General features: G+C 62.3%; 13 protein-coding genes and 1 pseudogene. 2 read left to right on the forward strand and 12 right to left on the reverse strand.

Annotated elements, in window-relative coordinates; translation table 11 throughout:
* Positions 1-128 precede the first annotated feature (128 nt).
* Together M6D32_RS17785 and M6D32_RS17790 are read right to left on the reverse strand one after the other, a co-directional pair.
* Complete coding sequence (locus M6D32_RS17785) at positions 129-1,112, reverse strand: phosphotransferase family protein (RefSeq protein ID WP_298258532.1); 984 nt, start codon at positions 1,110-1,112, stop codon at positions 129-131.
* Positions 1,109-1,906: an enoyl-CoA hydratase/isomerase gene (locus tag M6D32_RS17790; protein WP_298258534.1), complete on the reverse strand. Its 798-nt coding sequence runs from the start codon at positions 1,904-1,906 to the stop codon at positions 1,109-1,111. The genes M6D32_RS17785 and M6D32_RS17790 overlap by 4 nt, the downstream gene beginning before the upstream one ends.
* Positions 1,907-2,138: 232 nt before the next feature.
* Here M6D32_RS17790 and M6D32_RS17795 point away from each other — a divergent pair, with 232 nt between their 5' ends.
* On the forward strand, positions 2,139-2,918 hold the full coding sequence (locus tag M6D32_RS17795; protein WP_298258536.1) for an SDR family oxidoreductase: 780 nt from the start codon (positions 2,139-2,141) through the stop codon (positions 2,916-2,918).
* Positions 2,919-2,963: 45 nt separating this feature from the next.
* A complete protein-coding gene (locus M6D32_RS17800) occupies positions 2,964-4,184 on the forward strand; it encodes an ABC transporter substrate-binding protein (RefSeq protein ID WP_298258538.1) in 1,221 nt (406 codons plus the stop codon).
* Here the strand turns inward: M6D32_RS17800 and M6D32_RS17805 are convergent.
* The 10 genes and pseudogenes from M6D32_RS17805 to M6D32_RS17850 all read right to left on the reverse strand — a co-directional run bounded on the left by M6D32_RS17805 (position 4,174) and on the right by M6D32_RS17850 (position 15,527).
* Positions 4,174-4,680: a hypothetical protein gene (locus tag M6D32_RS17805; RefSeq protein ID WP_298258540.1), complete on the reverse strand. Its 507-nt coding sequence runs from the start codon at positions 4,678-4,680 to the stop codon at positions 4,174-4,176. The two genes, M6D32_RS17800 and M6D32_RS17805, sit on opposite strands and share 11 nt — an antisense overlap.
* 318 nt (positions 4,681-4,998) lie before the next feature.
* Positions 4,999-5,274, reverse strand: a pseudogene (locus tag M6D32_RS17810) (SRPBCC domain-containing protein); the annotation flags it as partial.
* Positions 5,223-6,089 (reverse strand): XdhC/CoxI family protein, encoded by an 867-nt coding sequence (locus tag M6D32_RS17815; protein WP_298258543.1) that lies wholly within the window; start codon positions 6,087-6,089, stop codon positions 5,223-5,225. The gene M6D32_RS17815 and the pseudogene M6D32_RS17810, both read right to left, overlap by 52 nt.
* 1 nt (position 6,090) lies before the next feature.
* A complete protein-coding gene (locus M6D32_RS17820) occupies positions 6,091-7,302 on the reverse strand; it encodes a VWA domain-containing protein (RefSeq protein ID WP_298258545.1) in 1,212 nt (403 codons plus the stop codon).
* Complete coding sequence (locus M6D32_RS17825) at positions 7,299-8,171, reverse strand: MoxR family ATPase (protein WP_298258547.1); 873 nt, start codon at positions 8,169-8,171, stop codon at positions 7,299-7,301. The genes M6D32_RS17820 and M6D32_RS17825 overlap by 4 nt, the downstream gene beginning before the upstream one ends.
* A complete protein-coding gene (locus tag M6D32_RS17830; RefSeq protein ID WP_298258549.1) occupies positions 8,171-10,594 on the reverse strand; it encodes an aerobic carbon-monoxide dehydrogenase large subunit in 2,424 nt (807 codons plus the stop codon). Before M6D32_RS17830 ends, M6D32_RS17825 begins: the two co-directional genes overlap by 1 nt.
* Positions 10,591-11,091 carry a (2Fe-2S)-binding protein gene (locus tag M6D32_RS17835; RefSeq protein ID WP_298258551.1) on the reverse strand — a complete coding sequence of 167 codons (501 nt, stop codon included), beginning with the start codon at positions 11,089-11,091 and terminating at the stop codon, positions 10,591-10,593. The genes M6D32_RS17830 and M6D32_RS17835 overlap by 4 nt, the downstream gene beginning before the upstream one ends.
* A gap of 13 nt (positions 11,092-11,104) precedes the next feature.
* Positions 11,105-11,968 (reverse strand): xanthine dehydrogenase family protein subunit M, encoded by an 864-nt coding sequence (locus M6D32_RS17840; protein WP_298258553.1) that lies wholly within the window; start codon positions 11,966-11,968, stop codon positions 11,105-11,107.
* 177 nt (positions 11,969-12,145) lie between these two features.
* Positions 12,146-13,330, reverse strand: a complete 1,185-nt coding sequence (locus M6D32_RS17845) for an MHYT domain-containing protein (RefSeq protein WP_298258584.1) — start codon at positions 13,328-13,330, stop codon at positions 12,146-12,148.
* A 307-nt stretch (positions 13,331-13,637) separates the two neighbouring features.
* Positions 13,638-15,527: an EAL domain-containing protein gene (locus tag M6D32_RS17850; protein WP_298258555.1), complete on the reverse strand. Its 1,890-nt coding sequence runs from the start codon at positions 15,525-15,527 to the stop codon at positions 13,638-13,640.
* Positions 15,528-15,530: the final 3 nt, after the last annotated feature.

Consider the following 15,530-nt stretch of genomic DNA (forward strand, 5'->3'; position numbering starts at 1 on the left):
CTCTAGCAACTTATTATTTCTAGTGCGGCTTTTGAATTTGAAGTTCCTATGACGAACTCACGGCAAAACTGATAGGAACTTCAAATTCGCCGCACTAGCTCCTGTTTTTGGGCATGATCCGATCCGATTCATCCCCGTGGCGCCAACAGCCGCAGCAGATCGATCTCCGTTTCCGATGCACGACGCCCGATCATGGCGCGCTCCATCGAGTGATCGGGCTGCATGCGAAAGCGCTGCATCATGCCGCCGCACATCACGCCCCAGCGCAAAGTGCCCATAACTTCGTAGAATGCCACCCGCGCGGCGTCGACCTTGCCGCCGGCGGCCTCATAGCCGGCAAACAATTCTTCCCGCGCTCCAAAGCCGCCGACCGGCTTGTCGATCTCGCCAAAGCGCCAGGAATTGACGCAGATCCAGCCCAGGTCCTCCATGGGATCGCCGAGATGGGCAAGTTCCCAATCGAGGACCGCGCGAACGCCTTCCGCGCCGATGATGAGGTTGCCGTTGCGGAAATCGCCATGCACCAGAGTCACCTCCTCAGGCGGCCCGGGATCATGGTCGCGCAGCCAGCGGAGCGCGAGTTCGAAGACCGGCTTCGGCCAATTGAGGCTGCGATATTCGCGCGCGAGTTCGCCGATCTCCCCGCTCGCGGTGCGCTGCGCGAGCTGCGGCAGCTTTGCGCGCGGCAAGCCATGAATGCCGGCTGCGATCCGGCCGAGCTGATGCGCGAGCTTTGGGCGCGCGTCCGCGAATTGCGCATCACGCAGGATCTTGCGTGCGATGGTCTCCCCTTCGACGCGCTGCATGATGAAGCCGGGGCCGAGATCGTCGTTGGCGTCAAGGACATGCAGCACACGCGGCGAGGGCAGGCCGGCCTGATGAGCGAGCTGCATCAACGCTGCCTCGGCGTCGAGTCCCGCCGCGCGCGAGGGCGCCGCACCGTATCCCTTCGGCGCGCGGCGCAGGATGGCGCCGACATTGCCGGCAGGGGTCACGATCTCGAACGACCAGGTCTCCTGGCTGGCGCCGCCGGACAGCTTAAGTGTGCCGGCAACGCCGGTCGCGCCCGGATACCAGGCGGGCAGCGAACGCGTGAGGTCCTCCTCAATCATTTTCCTGCAAATTTCGCCGGCCGCTTTTCGAGAAAGGCCGTGACGCCTTCGCGAAAATCCTCCGAGCTGCCGGCCATGCGCTGCGATTGGCATTCGAGATTGAGCTGGTCCTCGAAGGAATTTTCCGGGCTCTCCCAGTAGAGCTTGCGGATCAGGGACAGCGCGACCGTCGGTCCGCCCGCCAGCTCGCGCGCGAGCTTCATCGCCTCCTCCATCAGGACCGCGTCGTCATGGAGGCGGTTGACCAGCCCCCATTCCAGCGCCTTTTCCGCCGGCAGCCGCTCGCCCATCAGCGAAAGCTCGATCGCGCGCGCCTTGCCGACGAGGCGCGGCAGCAGCCAGGTCGAGCCACAATCCGGCACCAGGCCGATGCGGCGGAAGGCCTGCAGGAAATAGGCCGAGCGCGCGCAGACGACCATGTCGCCCATCAGCGCAAGACTCATGCCGGCGCCGGCCGCCGGGCCATTGACGGCGGTGACCAGCGGGCAGTGCAGGTTGCGGATGCGCCGCAGGAAAGGATGGAAGGCGGTCTCCAGCGCCGCGCCGGCATTGCTGCGGCCCGGCTTCTGTTGCTGGTTGCCGCGGCCCTGCAGGTTGGCCCCGGTGCAAAAGGCGCGGCCCGCGCCGGTCAGCACGACGCAGCGGACCTCGGCTCTGCGTGCCTCGATCTCATCGAGCGCTTCCGTGAGGCCGCCCAGCATGTCCATGGAAACGGCGTTCATGACCTCCTGATGATCCATCCTGAGGACGGCGACCGGTCCGTCGATTTCGAGCGTGCAGTGCTTGAATTGCATGGTTTCCTCTCGATGCATCTCGTGGAATTCAGGATTTGACATTCGCTTTCAGAACTTGCGGCTGAGTGGGTAGCGAATGTCAAATCCACTCCACTAGTCCGCATTTTCCGTGGCGCGGATTTGAGTAGTCTCGCGCCACATATTTGATTTTTGCCGCGCGGTTGTCCATGCTCAGGGGCAAACATCGATCTCCCTTGGCCGCACGGCAGCCGTGCGAAGCAGGAATCGCTCCATGAAGATGTTCGACCTCGGCGGCCGCGTCGCCGTCGTTACCGGAGGTAATGCCGGCATAGGCCTTGGCATTGCGCAGGCACTTGTATCTGCAGGCTGCAACGTCTCGATCTGGGGCCGCAATGCGGACAAGAACAAGGCGGCAGCCGCGTCCATGGCAACCGGCCCGGGCAAGGTGGATATCCGCGTTTGCGACGTCACCGATTCAGCCTCCGTATCTGACGCCATGAAGGCAACGCTGGACACTTTTGGCCGCCTCGACGGCTGCTTTGCGAACGCCGGGATCGGTGGCGGCGGCCGGCGCGCCTTCATCGATCGCACCGGAGAGGAATGGCGCGCGATGTTTGCGACCAATCTCGACGGCGTGTTCCATGTGTTCCAGGCTGCTGCGCGCCACATGACCGAGCGCGCCAATACCGGCGACAGGTTCGGGCGCCTGGTCGCCACATCCAGCCTCGCTTCGCTGTTTGGAACCGCGCGGAACGAACATTATGCGGCGACCAAGGCGGCCATCAACGCACTGGTGCGCGCGCTTGCAGTGGAACTCGCGCGCCATGGCGTCACCGCCAACGCCATCCTGCCCGGCTGGATCAGGAGCGAGATGACCGCAAAGATCATGTCTGACGAAAAATTCGTGAGCAATGTGATGCCGCGCATTCCGATACGCCGCTTCGGCGAGCCGGGCGATTTCGGCGGCATCGCCGTGTACCTGATGAGCGGCGCGTCATCTTACCACACCGCGGATTGCTTCGTGATCGACGGTGGGTATACGGCGTTTTGAAAAAATCATCGGCACGAATCGTGCCATCCAAGGGGAGGACGAGGAATGTTAGATCATCTGTCCAGGCGTGATTTCTGCGCCACCGCGATTGCGTCGATCCTCGCATCCACTTCTTCCGCGAGGGCGGGAGAGAAGAAATACGATCCCGGCGCGAGCGACACCGCAATCAAGCTCGGACAGACCGTGCCGCATAGCGGCCCGGGTTCGCTCTACGGCGTGTTGGGTCGCGTTGGCGAAGCCTACTTCCAAATGATCAACGAGCAGGGCGGCATCAACGGACGCAAGGTCACGTTCTTGACGCTGGACGACGCCTACAGCGCGCCGAAGTGCGTCGAGGCGACGAGGCGGCTGGTGGAGCAGGAAGAGGTGCTGGCGCTGTTCGGCTCGCTCGGCACTGCGCCGCAGACGGCGGTGCATAAATATCTCAACGCCAAGGGCGTGCCGCAGTTGTTGCTCAACACCGGTGCGTCGAAGTGGAACGATCCCAAGAACTACAAATGGACCATGGCAGGTCTACCGCTCTATCCGACCGAAGCGCGGATCCTCGCCAAACATGTCCTGAGCGTAAAGCCCGACGCCAAGGTCGGCATCCTCTACCAGAACGACGATTTCGGCCGGGACTTCCTTGGCCCCTTCAAGAAGGTGCTGGCGGACGCCGGCGGCACGGCCAAGGTCATTACGGAGCAGACCTACGATTTGTCCGATCCGACCGTCGATTCCCAATTGGTCAATCTCTCGAACTCAGGCGCGGACGTCTTCTACAACATCAGCACCGGGAAGGCCTCATCGCAATCGATCCGCAAAGCGGCCGAACTCGGCTGGAAGCCGCTGCAACTATTGTCCGCCGGCTCGACCGGCCGCTCCATCCTCAAGGCCGCCGGCTTCGAGAACGCAAAGGATATTGTCGCGATCCGCTATGCCAAAGAGGCCGGACCCGGACGCTGGGAGAAGGACAAAGACGTGATGGCGTTCGAGACGTTGCGTGCGAAGTATCTGCCGAATGTGGATCCCGACAATACCATCGCCTATGCCGGCTATGGTCAGGCGGCGACGATGGCCGAAATCCTGCGCCGCTGCGGAGACGATCTCACGCGTGGCAACGTCCTGAGGCAAGCCTCGACCCTGGCTGGCTTCCATTCGCCATTTTTCCTGGACGACATCAATTACGGCTACACGCCCGACGACTACTCGCCGATCAAGACACTCTACATCTCGATCTTCGACGGCAAGGACTGGCAAGTTACCGACAAACGGTTCACGGAGTAGCTTCTGAGTATCCATCGGCCTTGGTGATGCGGAGAGCGCGAGACCTCTGTCTCATCGCCCTGTTTTCGAGATATACCAGCCCGTTCGGTGCACGATCGTTGATGAATTCAGCGACAAAGGCGCGGCCGATATCGTCCTGCTCAATCGTGCCAAATGGGCCCGGAATGAGACGTCCCAACCATGCCGCGTAGCTCGGCGTGTGCGCATTGCCTGCGATAATTCCCGGACGAAAGACCGCAAGGCGCTGGAAGCCGATCCCCTGAACCGTCTCTTCCTTCAGTCCCATGATCCGCGCATAGCGAATTCTGCTTTTCACGCTGCTTCCCGCAGCCGAGAGCAGCGAAAACCGCGTGATGCCGCCAGCTCGACAACCCCGGGCAAAGCCTCCAACCACGCCAATTTCGAGGACCTTTAATTGCTCCACACTCCACTTCATGCTGCCTTTACCGACGCCAACACAGGATGCTCCATAGACAGGATCGCCTTGCGCAACCATGCGCTGCGCAAGCCTGGTCACTTCGGCCGGAAACTGATCGGCAGCCGTATCCAGTGTCACCGCCCGCACACGGGGATCGGCGGTCTGGGAAATCGCCTTGCGATTGACCATCACGACTTCAGCGCAGGACGGCTCTGCGGCCAGCGCGCGCACCACCGCAGCGCCCACCTGCCCCGTGCCACCAATGATCAAGACACGAAATACCATTTCAAGTTCCTTTTCCGACCGCTCGCGTGGTTCGCTTGTCAGGACAACGACGAGAATCCACCACCCCAGGGCTCACCACACGAACGGCACGATCATTTTCGTCCACCGCATCTACTCCGGATATTGCGCGGGAAACTGCTCGCGTATCAATTCCTCCTCGCGCCGCGCGCTGTAGACGAAATACGGAACGAATACGATGAGCAGCACCCACCCGGAGCACGCGGCCAGCTTCTTGGCGGTGGATTCGATCAGCCGGCCGCCAAGCTGCGCGAGCTTTCCACCGATCTGGGCGTCAACCTGGTAAGACAGAATGGTCGCGTCCGGGCCTTCCTCGCTTAACGTCGCCGCCGCACTGCCTTCGGCAAACCCGGCGATGCCGCCGCTCCCCGATCGCGCTGTCCGCGCCGGCGTTCGATCGTGATTTCGGCGAGGATCGACATCGCGATCTCTTCAGGCGTGATGGCGCCGAGATCGAGTCCGGCCGGCGCCCTGACGCGATCGATCGCGGCGGGATCGAGCCCGCTAGCGGCCAGTTTGTCGCGAAGCGCCGCCATCTTGCGCTTGCTGCCGACAAAGGCGTGATAACCAGCCTCGATCGCGAGCGCCTGCTTGAGCGCAGCCTCGTCGCCTTTTCCTTGCGTCGATACGACTACGAAGCGGCGGGCATTGTTGAGATGGCGGGGTTCGAAGCCATCGACGATAACATGGGCATCAGGCTCGGCGGTGAGGTCGGAAGCCGGCGCAGCAAACGTGACGTGATAGCCGAGCCTGCGCGCTTGCGTGGCCAGCGACAGCGCGACCGGACTTGCACCGAGAATGACGAGCGAGGGATGCGGCAAGACCGGCTCCACGAAAATATCCATCGTGCCCTTGCTCGGGCACATGTTCGAGGCGAAGCGCACGCCTTCCCTGGTGTCGCCGGGCTTGACGCCAAGGTCGGCCAGCAGGTTTTCCGGTTGAACCGAAACCATGCGCGGCTCGCCGTCGGCGAGCGCCTCGCGCGCCGCTTTCAGCACCGCACCTTTGGCGCAGCCACCACCGATCCATCCGGCAACGATGCTGCCGTCGGGCCGGATGATAGCTTTCGCGCCGGCCTTGGCCGCGGTCACCGAAACGGTGCGCACCACCGTCGCCAGCACGAAGGCCTCCTCAGCGGCCTTCATCTGCGTAACCAGGTCCGTCACCTCGACATGCGCGCCCATCTCAAAGCCTCGACAGATAAGGTTCGAGCGCGGTCAAGCTCTGCAGCGTGTTCGCCGGCGCGTAGAGATCGATATAAGGCAACGCCGCCTTGATACCGCGCGCTTCGGGTGCGTAACCCTGCCAACCCATCATCGGGTTGAGCCAGACAATACGGCGGCAGCGGCGACCGAGCGCCGCCATCTCGCGGCCAAGCAAGTCGGCGTCACCGGTCTCGTAGCCATCGGAAACGATCATCACGCAGGTGCGCGAATGGATCACGCGCGCGGCATACCAGCGATTGAACGTTCGCAAGCTCTCGCCGATCCGCGTTCCGCCACCGGCGCCCTGGGCCATGATCGAGAGACGATCCAGCGCCCGGCCGGCGTCCCGCTCTTTCATGGCGTCCGAGACGTGCGCCAGCCTGGTATGGAACAGGAACGCCTCGGCTTCACGAAATTCGTCGATGACGCCGTGAATGAAGCGCAGGAACGCGCCGGTATACATGCTCATCGAACCGGAGGCGTCGAGCATCACCACGAGCCGCAAGGGCTTCTGCTTGCGCTGTCGCCGGACGAGGCTGATCGGCACGCCGCCGCGGCTGATATTGCCATGGATGGTACGGCGCAGATCGATCCGGTAGCCGCGCCGTCGCGCCAGATCGCGCCGCGTCAGTCGCGTACGCATCGCGCGGGCCAATCGCGCCGCGGCCAGATGCGCTTGCGCGATCTGCTCGGGGTCGGCCATGTTGCGAAAATCAGTCTCGCCAAGGTTTTCCGCGCGCGAGGCGCCTTCCATGCGTCCCTCACCGGAACGATCGGCGTCGGCGCCATCAGTGGAAGGAATCTGATCGGTCGCCGCATTGCTGCCGGCACGGGGCTCGGCGGGGTGGCCCGGCAGATTTTTCAGCGACGGGTTGTTCGCCGCCTTGGCCGCGCCTGACGTCACCGAACGAGACCGTACCCGCTTGCCAAGCCAGAACGCGTCAAAAATGCCGTCGAACTTTTCCCAGTCGGATTTTCGCGCCGAGAACAAATGTTTGAAGGCCGAACGAAGCAGGCCTGGCCACGCCGTGTAGCCCGCGGCCATCAAGGCGGCTGCATCCTGGCCCTCGGCAAGACCGACGGCGAAACCGGCCTCACGCAGGGTCCGCAGGAACGCCGCAAGCTTGCTTGAGATCAGATGGGACAGCTCAGTGACGTCCTCGATGTCAGGAGATACGCCGCAACAGCTCATGCGACCCTCCCCAACAGACGCTCGCTGACCTCGCGCGTCACCCTCACCCGGTCTTCCTGCGTCTTGAGCAGGCACATCAGCGTCTCGTGAACGGTCTCGGGCGCATCATGAAGATCCCTGACGTCGAGCCCGACCAGCGCGGCAGCCCAATCGAGCGTCTCCGCAACGCCCGGCACCTTGCGCAACTCTTCCTTGCGGATGCCCTCGACCATCCGCGCGATCTGCAAGGACAGCGAAGCGCCAATGCCTTCGATGCGCGCCATGATGATACGCGCCTCGCGCTCGGTGTCGGGATAGTCGACATAATGATAGAGGCAACGACGGCGTAATGCGTCCGACAGCTCCCGCGTACCGTTCGACGTCAGCACGACATGGGGGATGGACGTCGCCTTGACGGTGCCGAGTTCCGGTATCGAGACCTGAAAATCCGACAACAGCTCCAGCAGAAACGCCTCGAATTCGTCATCGGCGCGGTCGATCTCGTCAATCAGCAGCACCGGAGCCTTGTCGCGGCGGATCGCCGCGAGCAGCGGCCGTTCCAGGAGATATTTCTCCGAGAAGATCCGGTCCTCGACCGTATCCGCATCGGCGCCATGATGCGCCTGGATCGAGAGCAACTGGCGCTGGTAGTTCCATTCATAGAGCGCCGCCGACTGGTCGAGCCCTTCGTAGCATTGCAGGCGGATCAATTCGGTCGCGTGCACCGTGGCGAGCGCCTTGGCCACTTCGGTCTTGCCGACACCCGCTTCGCCTTCCAGCAAAAGCGGGCGCCGCAACATCTGCATCAACGAGATCGCCGTCGCCAGTTCGGCATCGGCCACGTAGCCAGCCGCGCCCAGCGCTTGTGCGATCTCGTCACGCGTCTTCATCAGGCAGCCAGCACACCGAGGTTCTTGGCTGCCGCCCAGTTGCGCCAGTAGTCATGCGGCATCTGGATATGCGTCGAGCCCAGAAACGAGAACGCATCGTTGACCGCATTGGAGAAAGCGGGCACGCCGCCGACATTCGGGCTCTCGCCGACGCCCTTGGCGCCGATCGGATGATGCGGCGACGGCGTGACGGTGAAATCGGTTTCCCAATGCGGCGTCTCCACGGCGGTCGGCATGAAGAAGTCCATGAACGATCCGGTGACGACGTTACCTTCGGCGTCGTAGCGAATCTCCTGGCCCATCGCGATGGCGAAGGCTTCAGTCAGTCCGCCATGCACCTGACCTTCGATGATCATCGGATTGATCCGCGTGCCGCAGTCGTCGAGCGCATAGAAGCGCTTGACCTTGTAGACACCGGTATCGACGTCGATGGTCATCACGCAGATATAGGCGCCGAACGGATAGGTCATGTTGGGCGGATCGTAATAGCTGACCGCCTCCAGTCCCGGCTCCATTCCGGGCGGAACGGAATTATAGGCCGCCCAGCAGATATCCTTCATCGACATGAACTTCTCCGGCAAGCCCTTGACGCGGAAGCCGTCGATGTCGAATTCGAGATCGTCTTCGTGGACCTCGAGCTTGTAGGCGGCGATCATTTGCGCCTTGGCCTTGATCTTGCGAGCCGCCATCGCAATCGCGGCGCCGGCGACCGGCGTCGAGCGCGAGCCGTAAGTGCCGAGACCATAGGGCGCGGTATCGGTATTGCCTTCCTCGACCATGATGTTGTCGGCGGGAATGCCGATCTCGGTGGCGATGATCTGCGCCCAGGTGGTCTCGTGTCCCTGACCCTGGCTCTTGCTACCAACCCGGGCGATGCCAGCGCCCGTCGGGTGCATACGGATCTCGCAGGAATCGAACATCGCGATGCCGAGAATGTCGCAATTCTTCGACGGCCCGGCGCCGACAATCTCGGTGAAGAAGGAAACGCCGATGCCCATGATCTCGCGCGTCTCGCCGCGCTTGAATGCGGCGCGCATCGCCGCCTGCTCCTTGCGGAGTTCGGCGTATTTCACCTTCTCCATCGCCTTGCGCATGGCCGTGCCGTAGTTGCCGGAATCGTATTCCCATCCCAGCGCCGAGTGATAGGGAAACTGCTCCGGCTTGATGAAGTTCTTCAGCCGCAGTTCGGCGGGGTCCATGCCGAGCTTTTGCGCCAGAATGTCCATCGCGCGCTCGATGCAGTAGGCAGCTTCAGTGACGCGGAACGAGCAGCGATAGGCAACGCCGCCCGGCGCCTTGTTGGTGTAGACGCCGTCGACGGCGAGATGCGCGACCGGGAAGTCGTAGGAGCCGGTGACGATGTTGAAGAAGCCGGCCGGCCACTTCGATGGATCGGCGCATGCATCGAACGCCCCGTGATCGGCGAGCACATGGACGCGTAACCCCGTCACCTTGCCGTCCTTGGTCGCGGCAATTTCGGTCGTCATGTGGTAATCGCGCGCGAATGACGTCGCCGTCAGGTTTTCGATCCGGTCTTCGACCCATTTGACCGGCTTGCCGGTGACGATGGACGCCACGGCGGCGCAGATGTAGCCGGGATACGCGCCGACCTTGTTGCCGAAGCCGCCGCCGATATCGGGCGAGATGACGTGGATCTTCTGTTCGGGAAGTTTCGCGATCAGCGACACCACGGTGCGGATGACATGCGGCGCCTGGAAGGTGCCCCAGATCGTCAGTTCGCCCTTGATCTTGTCAAAGGAGCAGACGCACTGGCAGGTCTCGAGCGGGGACGGATGGGTGCGGTGATAGGAGATCATCTCCTTGATCGTCACCTCGGCCTTGCTGAAGGCCGCGTTCGTCAGGTCCTTGTCGCCGACCGTCCACTCGAAGATATGGTTGTGATGCTTGCGCGGACCATGGGCGCCACTGGTCTTGCCGGCGAGGTCTTCGCGCAGCACAGGCGCGTCTGCATCCATCGACTTGAACGGATCGATCAGTGGCGCAAGCGCCTCATACTCGACCTTGACCTTGTTGATGCCGTCGTCGGCGGCATAGCGATCGGTCGCGACGACGAAAGCAACCTCCTGATTCTGGAACAGCACCTTGCCGTCGGCGAGCACCATCTGCACGTCGCCCGCAAGCGTCGGCATCCAGGCGAGGTTGACGGTCTTCAGCGTCTCCGCGGTGATGACGGCGAGCACGCCCGGGACCTTGAGTGCCTCGGAATCGTCGATCGACTTGACGCGCGCATGGGCATGCGGCGAGCGGACGAAATCGCCATGCAGCATGCCGGGCAATTTGACGTCATCGACGTAATTGCCTTTTCCTTGCGTGAAGCGAATGTCTTCGACGCGCTTGCGCTTGCAGCCCATGCCTTCAAGGGCAGCGCTGCGTTCTTCCCGCGTGGGAGTCATGTCGTTCATTCTGCGGCCTCCCGGAATTCCACGCCGTTGATCTTGGCTGCGGCGTATTGAATGGCTTTGACGATGTTCTGGTAACCGGTGCACCGGCAGATGTTGCCGGAGATGCCGATGCGGATCTCTTCCTCGGAAGGCTTTGGATTTTCCTTCAGAAGCCGCTGCGCGCGCATGATCATGCCCGGCGTGCAGAAGCCGCACTGCAGTCCGTGCATCATGCGGAAGCCTTCCTGCAGGGCGGAAAGCGAACCGTCGGCATTGGCCACGCCTTCTATGGTCGTGATGTCAGAGCCGTTGGCCTGCACCGCAAACATGGTGCAGGATTTGACCGACATGCCGTCGATATCGACGGTGCAGGCGCCGCAATGCGTCGTTTCGCAGCCGATATGGGTGCCGGTCATCTGCAGGTTTTCGCGGATGAAATGCACCAGAAGCGTGCGTGGCTCGACGAGGCCTTCGACCTCTGCGCCATTCACCTTCATCGTGACGTGCGTCTTTGCCATGTGATCTCTCCCCTTATGCGGCTTTCGCGGCGGCGCGCTGCAGCGCGCGCATCACCATGATCCCGCCGACGTGCTTGCGGTATTCGACCGGACCGCGTGCGTCCGCGGCCGGCGCCATGATTGCCTGGGCCGCGGCGGCCGCCTTCTTCAAACTCGCCGCATCCAGGCTGGTGCCGATCACCGCCTTGGCGGCGGCATCGGCAAGCAGCGGCGTTTCCGAAAGATTGGTGAGGCCGATCGCGCAGGTCTCGACCTTGCCGCCGGACATCGTGAGCACCACGGCGGCCGCGGCCGTGGCGTAATCGCCGACTTTCCGTTTCAATTTTTCATAGGCATGGCCGTGGCCGGCCGCGGGCACCGGGATCGAGATTGAGGTCAGTATCTCGCCGGCTTCGATCGCCGTGAAATAGGCGCCCTGATAATAGTCGGCGGCCGCTACCTTGCGGACGCCGTTCGGTCCCTCGAGACGGTATGCTGCACCCAGCGTCAGCATCAGCGCCGGCATATCGTTGCCGGGATCGCCATTGGCGACATTGCCGCCCACCGTGCCACGGTAGCGCACCTGCGGATCGGCGATCAGAAGCGCCGCCTCGTGCAGGACCGGGATCGACTTCGCGATGACCTCGGAGGCCAGCAGTTCGTGCTGCGTGGTCATGGCGCCGATAAGGACATTGTTACCGTCGCGGGTAACGCCTTTCAGTCCCGCGATGTCATGCAGGTCGATCAGGTGCTCAGGCGTCGCCAGCCGGAGCTTCATCATCGGAACCAGGCTATGGCCGCCGGCGAGCGGGCGGGCGTCATCGCCCAGGGTCGAGAGCAATTTCACCGCATCGGCCACCGTGGTCGGCCGGTGGTAACTGAACGGACCAGGGATCATCGTCTCCTCCATGTCGTCCTGTCTGGCCCTTCACGGGGCGTGCGGACGTTGGAGGAATGCTCTCGCCGGGTCGGTCGCCCCGCAACAAAAGGGGCACGGAAGCCAGAAATTCGCACGAGATGCGGCTTGTCACGCATGAAATGCGTCAGTGGCCATTCCCCAATCCGTTCACTGGATTTAGACCGTCCGGTGGGCCAGACCTAGTCGGGCTTTCACTTCCGCGATCTTGGCGCGGCTGACCGGAACGCGGTGCGGCGCCGGACCGTCAAGCTCGATAATCGCGCCATCGCCTTCCTTTCGGACCAGGCTCACGTGCGAAATCGCAACGATATGGCTGCGATGTACCCTGAGGAACAGGCCCGGATCGAGCTGCGCCTCGGCCTCGGAGATCGACCATGGGCACATCCGCTCGCGGGTCCCATCGTGGACCTTTGTATAATGAGCGTCGGCCCGCACGCTGCGGACTTCGGCCGTATCGATAAAATGGGTACCGTCAGCGCCTTCGACCGGCAATCGCGGCACCGGCGCGGCGCGCGGCGGCTGGCCGACGCCGCCGAGCGGAGCGGGCCGCAACCTCGGCGCGGTCGAAACCACCGCAGCATCGGCGATTGGCGCTTCAGCGGCGTGCGCGGCAATCACGGACGCCTCCTTCCGCGAGTCCGGGACCAGCGAAAGCAGAAATCCCGCCGCAATCACGAAACAGAAGACCGCAACGACCAATGAAAGCGTCTGCGGCGACGCCACCAGACCCTCCATATGATGGTGGCCGCCCTGGACGAGCGGGACGACCGTCATGCCCTCCATCGCGGTATAGTGCATGCCCGACACAGCAACGCCAAACGCGACGGCGCTGAGGACCAACTGCACGCCGCCCTGCCGCGCCAGGAACGCCCGCAACCCGCCATAGGCCGCCGCGATCGCGATCACAGCGGAGAGCGCGACCATCCCGGTCGCATGGGTCATCGCAAAGTCACCTGCGAGACCGTGCATGCCGACATAATGCATGCTGACGATGCCGAGACCCAGTAATACGGCCGACGAGACCACACGCAACGTCGAGGCCGTGCCGATGCTGACAAAAAACAGCGAGATTCCCACGACGAGCACGCAAATCAGAAACGAGACGATCGTCGGAAGCACCAGATAAACGGAATCGACCGGCAACGGCGCCGCCAGCACGCCGACGAAATGCATTGTCCAGATACCGAGGGAAAGAAAGAATGCCGCACCGGCGAGCAGCAAACGATGACTGGTGTTCGGCGCGCCGCGAATACGCGCAGCAAGACCGAAACCGGTATAACCTCCCAGGATCGCGATCACCACCGAGAGCGCGACGAGATAGGGATCGTGTCCTTCGAACATGATCTTCTCGGCCATCCGTCTCCACGAAATGGCCTCCTCCCGGTGCGAGCTTATACGGCGGTTCGCAAAAATGACAATCCACCGGGAGCCCAAGTTGGAGCCCACGTCGAATGAATACGACGGGTGTGATCTGGCCGCAGTTTCTACGGGCTCAACGTACAACGAGGTCGGCTTCGGGGCCGACAGGGAAGCTTGCCGTTCCCCTCTTCCAGATCCGCTCCAGGTCTGGTCGCACCATTTCCGTGTGCGTCAGCGCAAGCTGGCAACCGATCAAGCCGGTCTCGCGCCTGGGCTTGGCCTGATAATGTCAGGCCAGGCGCTGCGCGTTCAACGTGGCCAGCACGCCAGCGACCTCACTGGCTTGAATTGGCTTGCTGTATAGATACCCCTGAACCTCGACGCAGCCTTCGAGATTGAGACAGTGCATCTGGTCCTCTGTCTCGACACCCTCGGCGGTGGTCGTAATGCCAAAACTGACGCCGAGCCCGGCGATTGCACGAACGATGGCAAGGCTGCCTTCGTCGACAAGCAGGTCACGCACGAACGACTGATCGATCTTGATCTTGTCGAACGGGAAGCTGCGCAAATAGCCGATGCTGGAATAACCCGTGCCAAAATCATCCATCGAGATGCGGACACCCAATTCGCGCAGCTGGTTCAAGATCGAAATATTGCGGTCCGACTTTTCCAGCAATACCGACTCCGTGATCTCCAGTTCCAGACGCGAGGCCGCAAGACCGGAGGAAGCCAGCGCGCTGACAACGGTGGACACCAGGTTTCCCTTGGAAAACTGCAGCGGCGACAGATTGACCGAAATGCGGATGTCTTCCGGCCACGCGCTTGCCTCCGTACAGGCGCACCGCAGGGCCCACTCCCCAAGTTGCACGATCAGTCCGATATCTTCCGCGACGGGGATGAATTCCGATGGCGGAACGGCTCCCCTGTCCTTGTGATTCCAGCGCATCAGGGCTTCGAAGGCCGTTACCTGCTTGGTCTGCAAATTGACCAACGGCTGGTAATAGAGTTCGAAGTCGCCCTGCGCGAGCGCGGTCCGCATGTCGCGCTCCATCGAGCGGCGCGTCTGAACCATCGCGTCCATCTGCGGGTCAAAGATGCGGTAAGTTCCCCGGCCCTCCGATTTGGCGCTGTACATGGCGAGGTCGGCGCTCTTCAGCAGGCTCTCCGTGCTCATGCCGCCGGGACGGGCAATCGCAATACCGATGCTGGCACCGACCGTCACGTCGTGACCGTCGATTTCGTGCGCCTCAGCCACGATTTCGATAATCCGCTGGGCGAAATGAACCGAGGATGTCGGCTGCGCGTTCGACACCTGCAAAATTGCAAATTCGTCGCCGCCGAGCCGGGCAATCCGATCCGTTGAAGAAATCAGGTCGCGCAATTTGGTCCCAACGGACTTCAGGAGCAGGTCGCCGACGGAATGTCCAAGCGTATCGTTGACCGCCTTGAATCCGTCGAGATCGATAAAAAGGACCGCCAGCGGATGAGGCGTTTCCGAGACGTCCTTGAGAGCCTCGTCAAGCTGTTCCTTGAAAAGAAGGCGGTTACCGAGACCGGTCAGCGAGTCGTGGTAGGCAAGATATTGCGACTTCGCCTGGAGCTCTTCGCGGTCAGCGATTTCTTCCTTCAGCCTTTGGTTGGCGTCGATCAGGCGCCTGGTGCGTTCTTCAACGCGGCGTTCGAGATCCTCATTTGCCTTGCGGAGCCCTTCATTCGCCAGGACCACCTGCCGTTCCGCGCGCCTGCGGCTAAGCTGTGTATTCACGCGCGCCAGCGCCACCGCAAAATCAACCGGCTTCGTGACGTAATCGTTCGCGCCATGCTCAAGCGCATCCACGATATTGTCACTCTCCGATTTCGCCGTGACCATGATGACCGGCAAGCTGGACGCAGACTTTCGGCTGCGAATGCGCTTCAGCGTCTCCATCCCGTCGATACCGGGCATCATCACGTCGAGGAGAACGAGATCGAACGGACTCTGGTCGATCAGGTCGATCGCAATCAGGCCGGATTCGGCTTCCGTGACTTCGAAACCGCGGCGCTCGAAACGGCGTTTCAGAATGCTGCGATTGTCGCTGAGGTCGTCGACGATCAAAAGACGCGGCTGCCCCTCGGGAGCTTCGGCGGCATGGTCGGGAGGCGAAAAGGCCTCTGCGATAATGGTTGCGGAACTGGACATTAT

Origin of the sequence: Bradyrhizobium sp. (genome assembly GCF_027307225.1) — a bacterium.
Classification (GTDB): domain Bacteria; phylum Pseudomonadota; class Alphaproteobacteria; order Rhizobiales; family Xanthobacteraceae; genus Bradyrhizobium.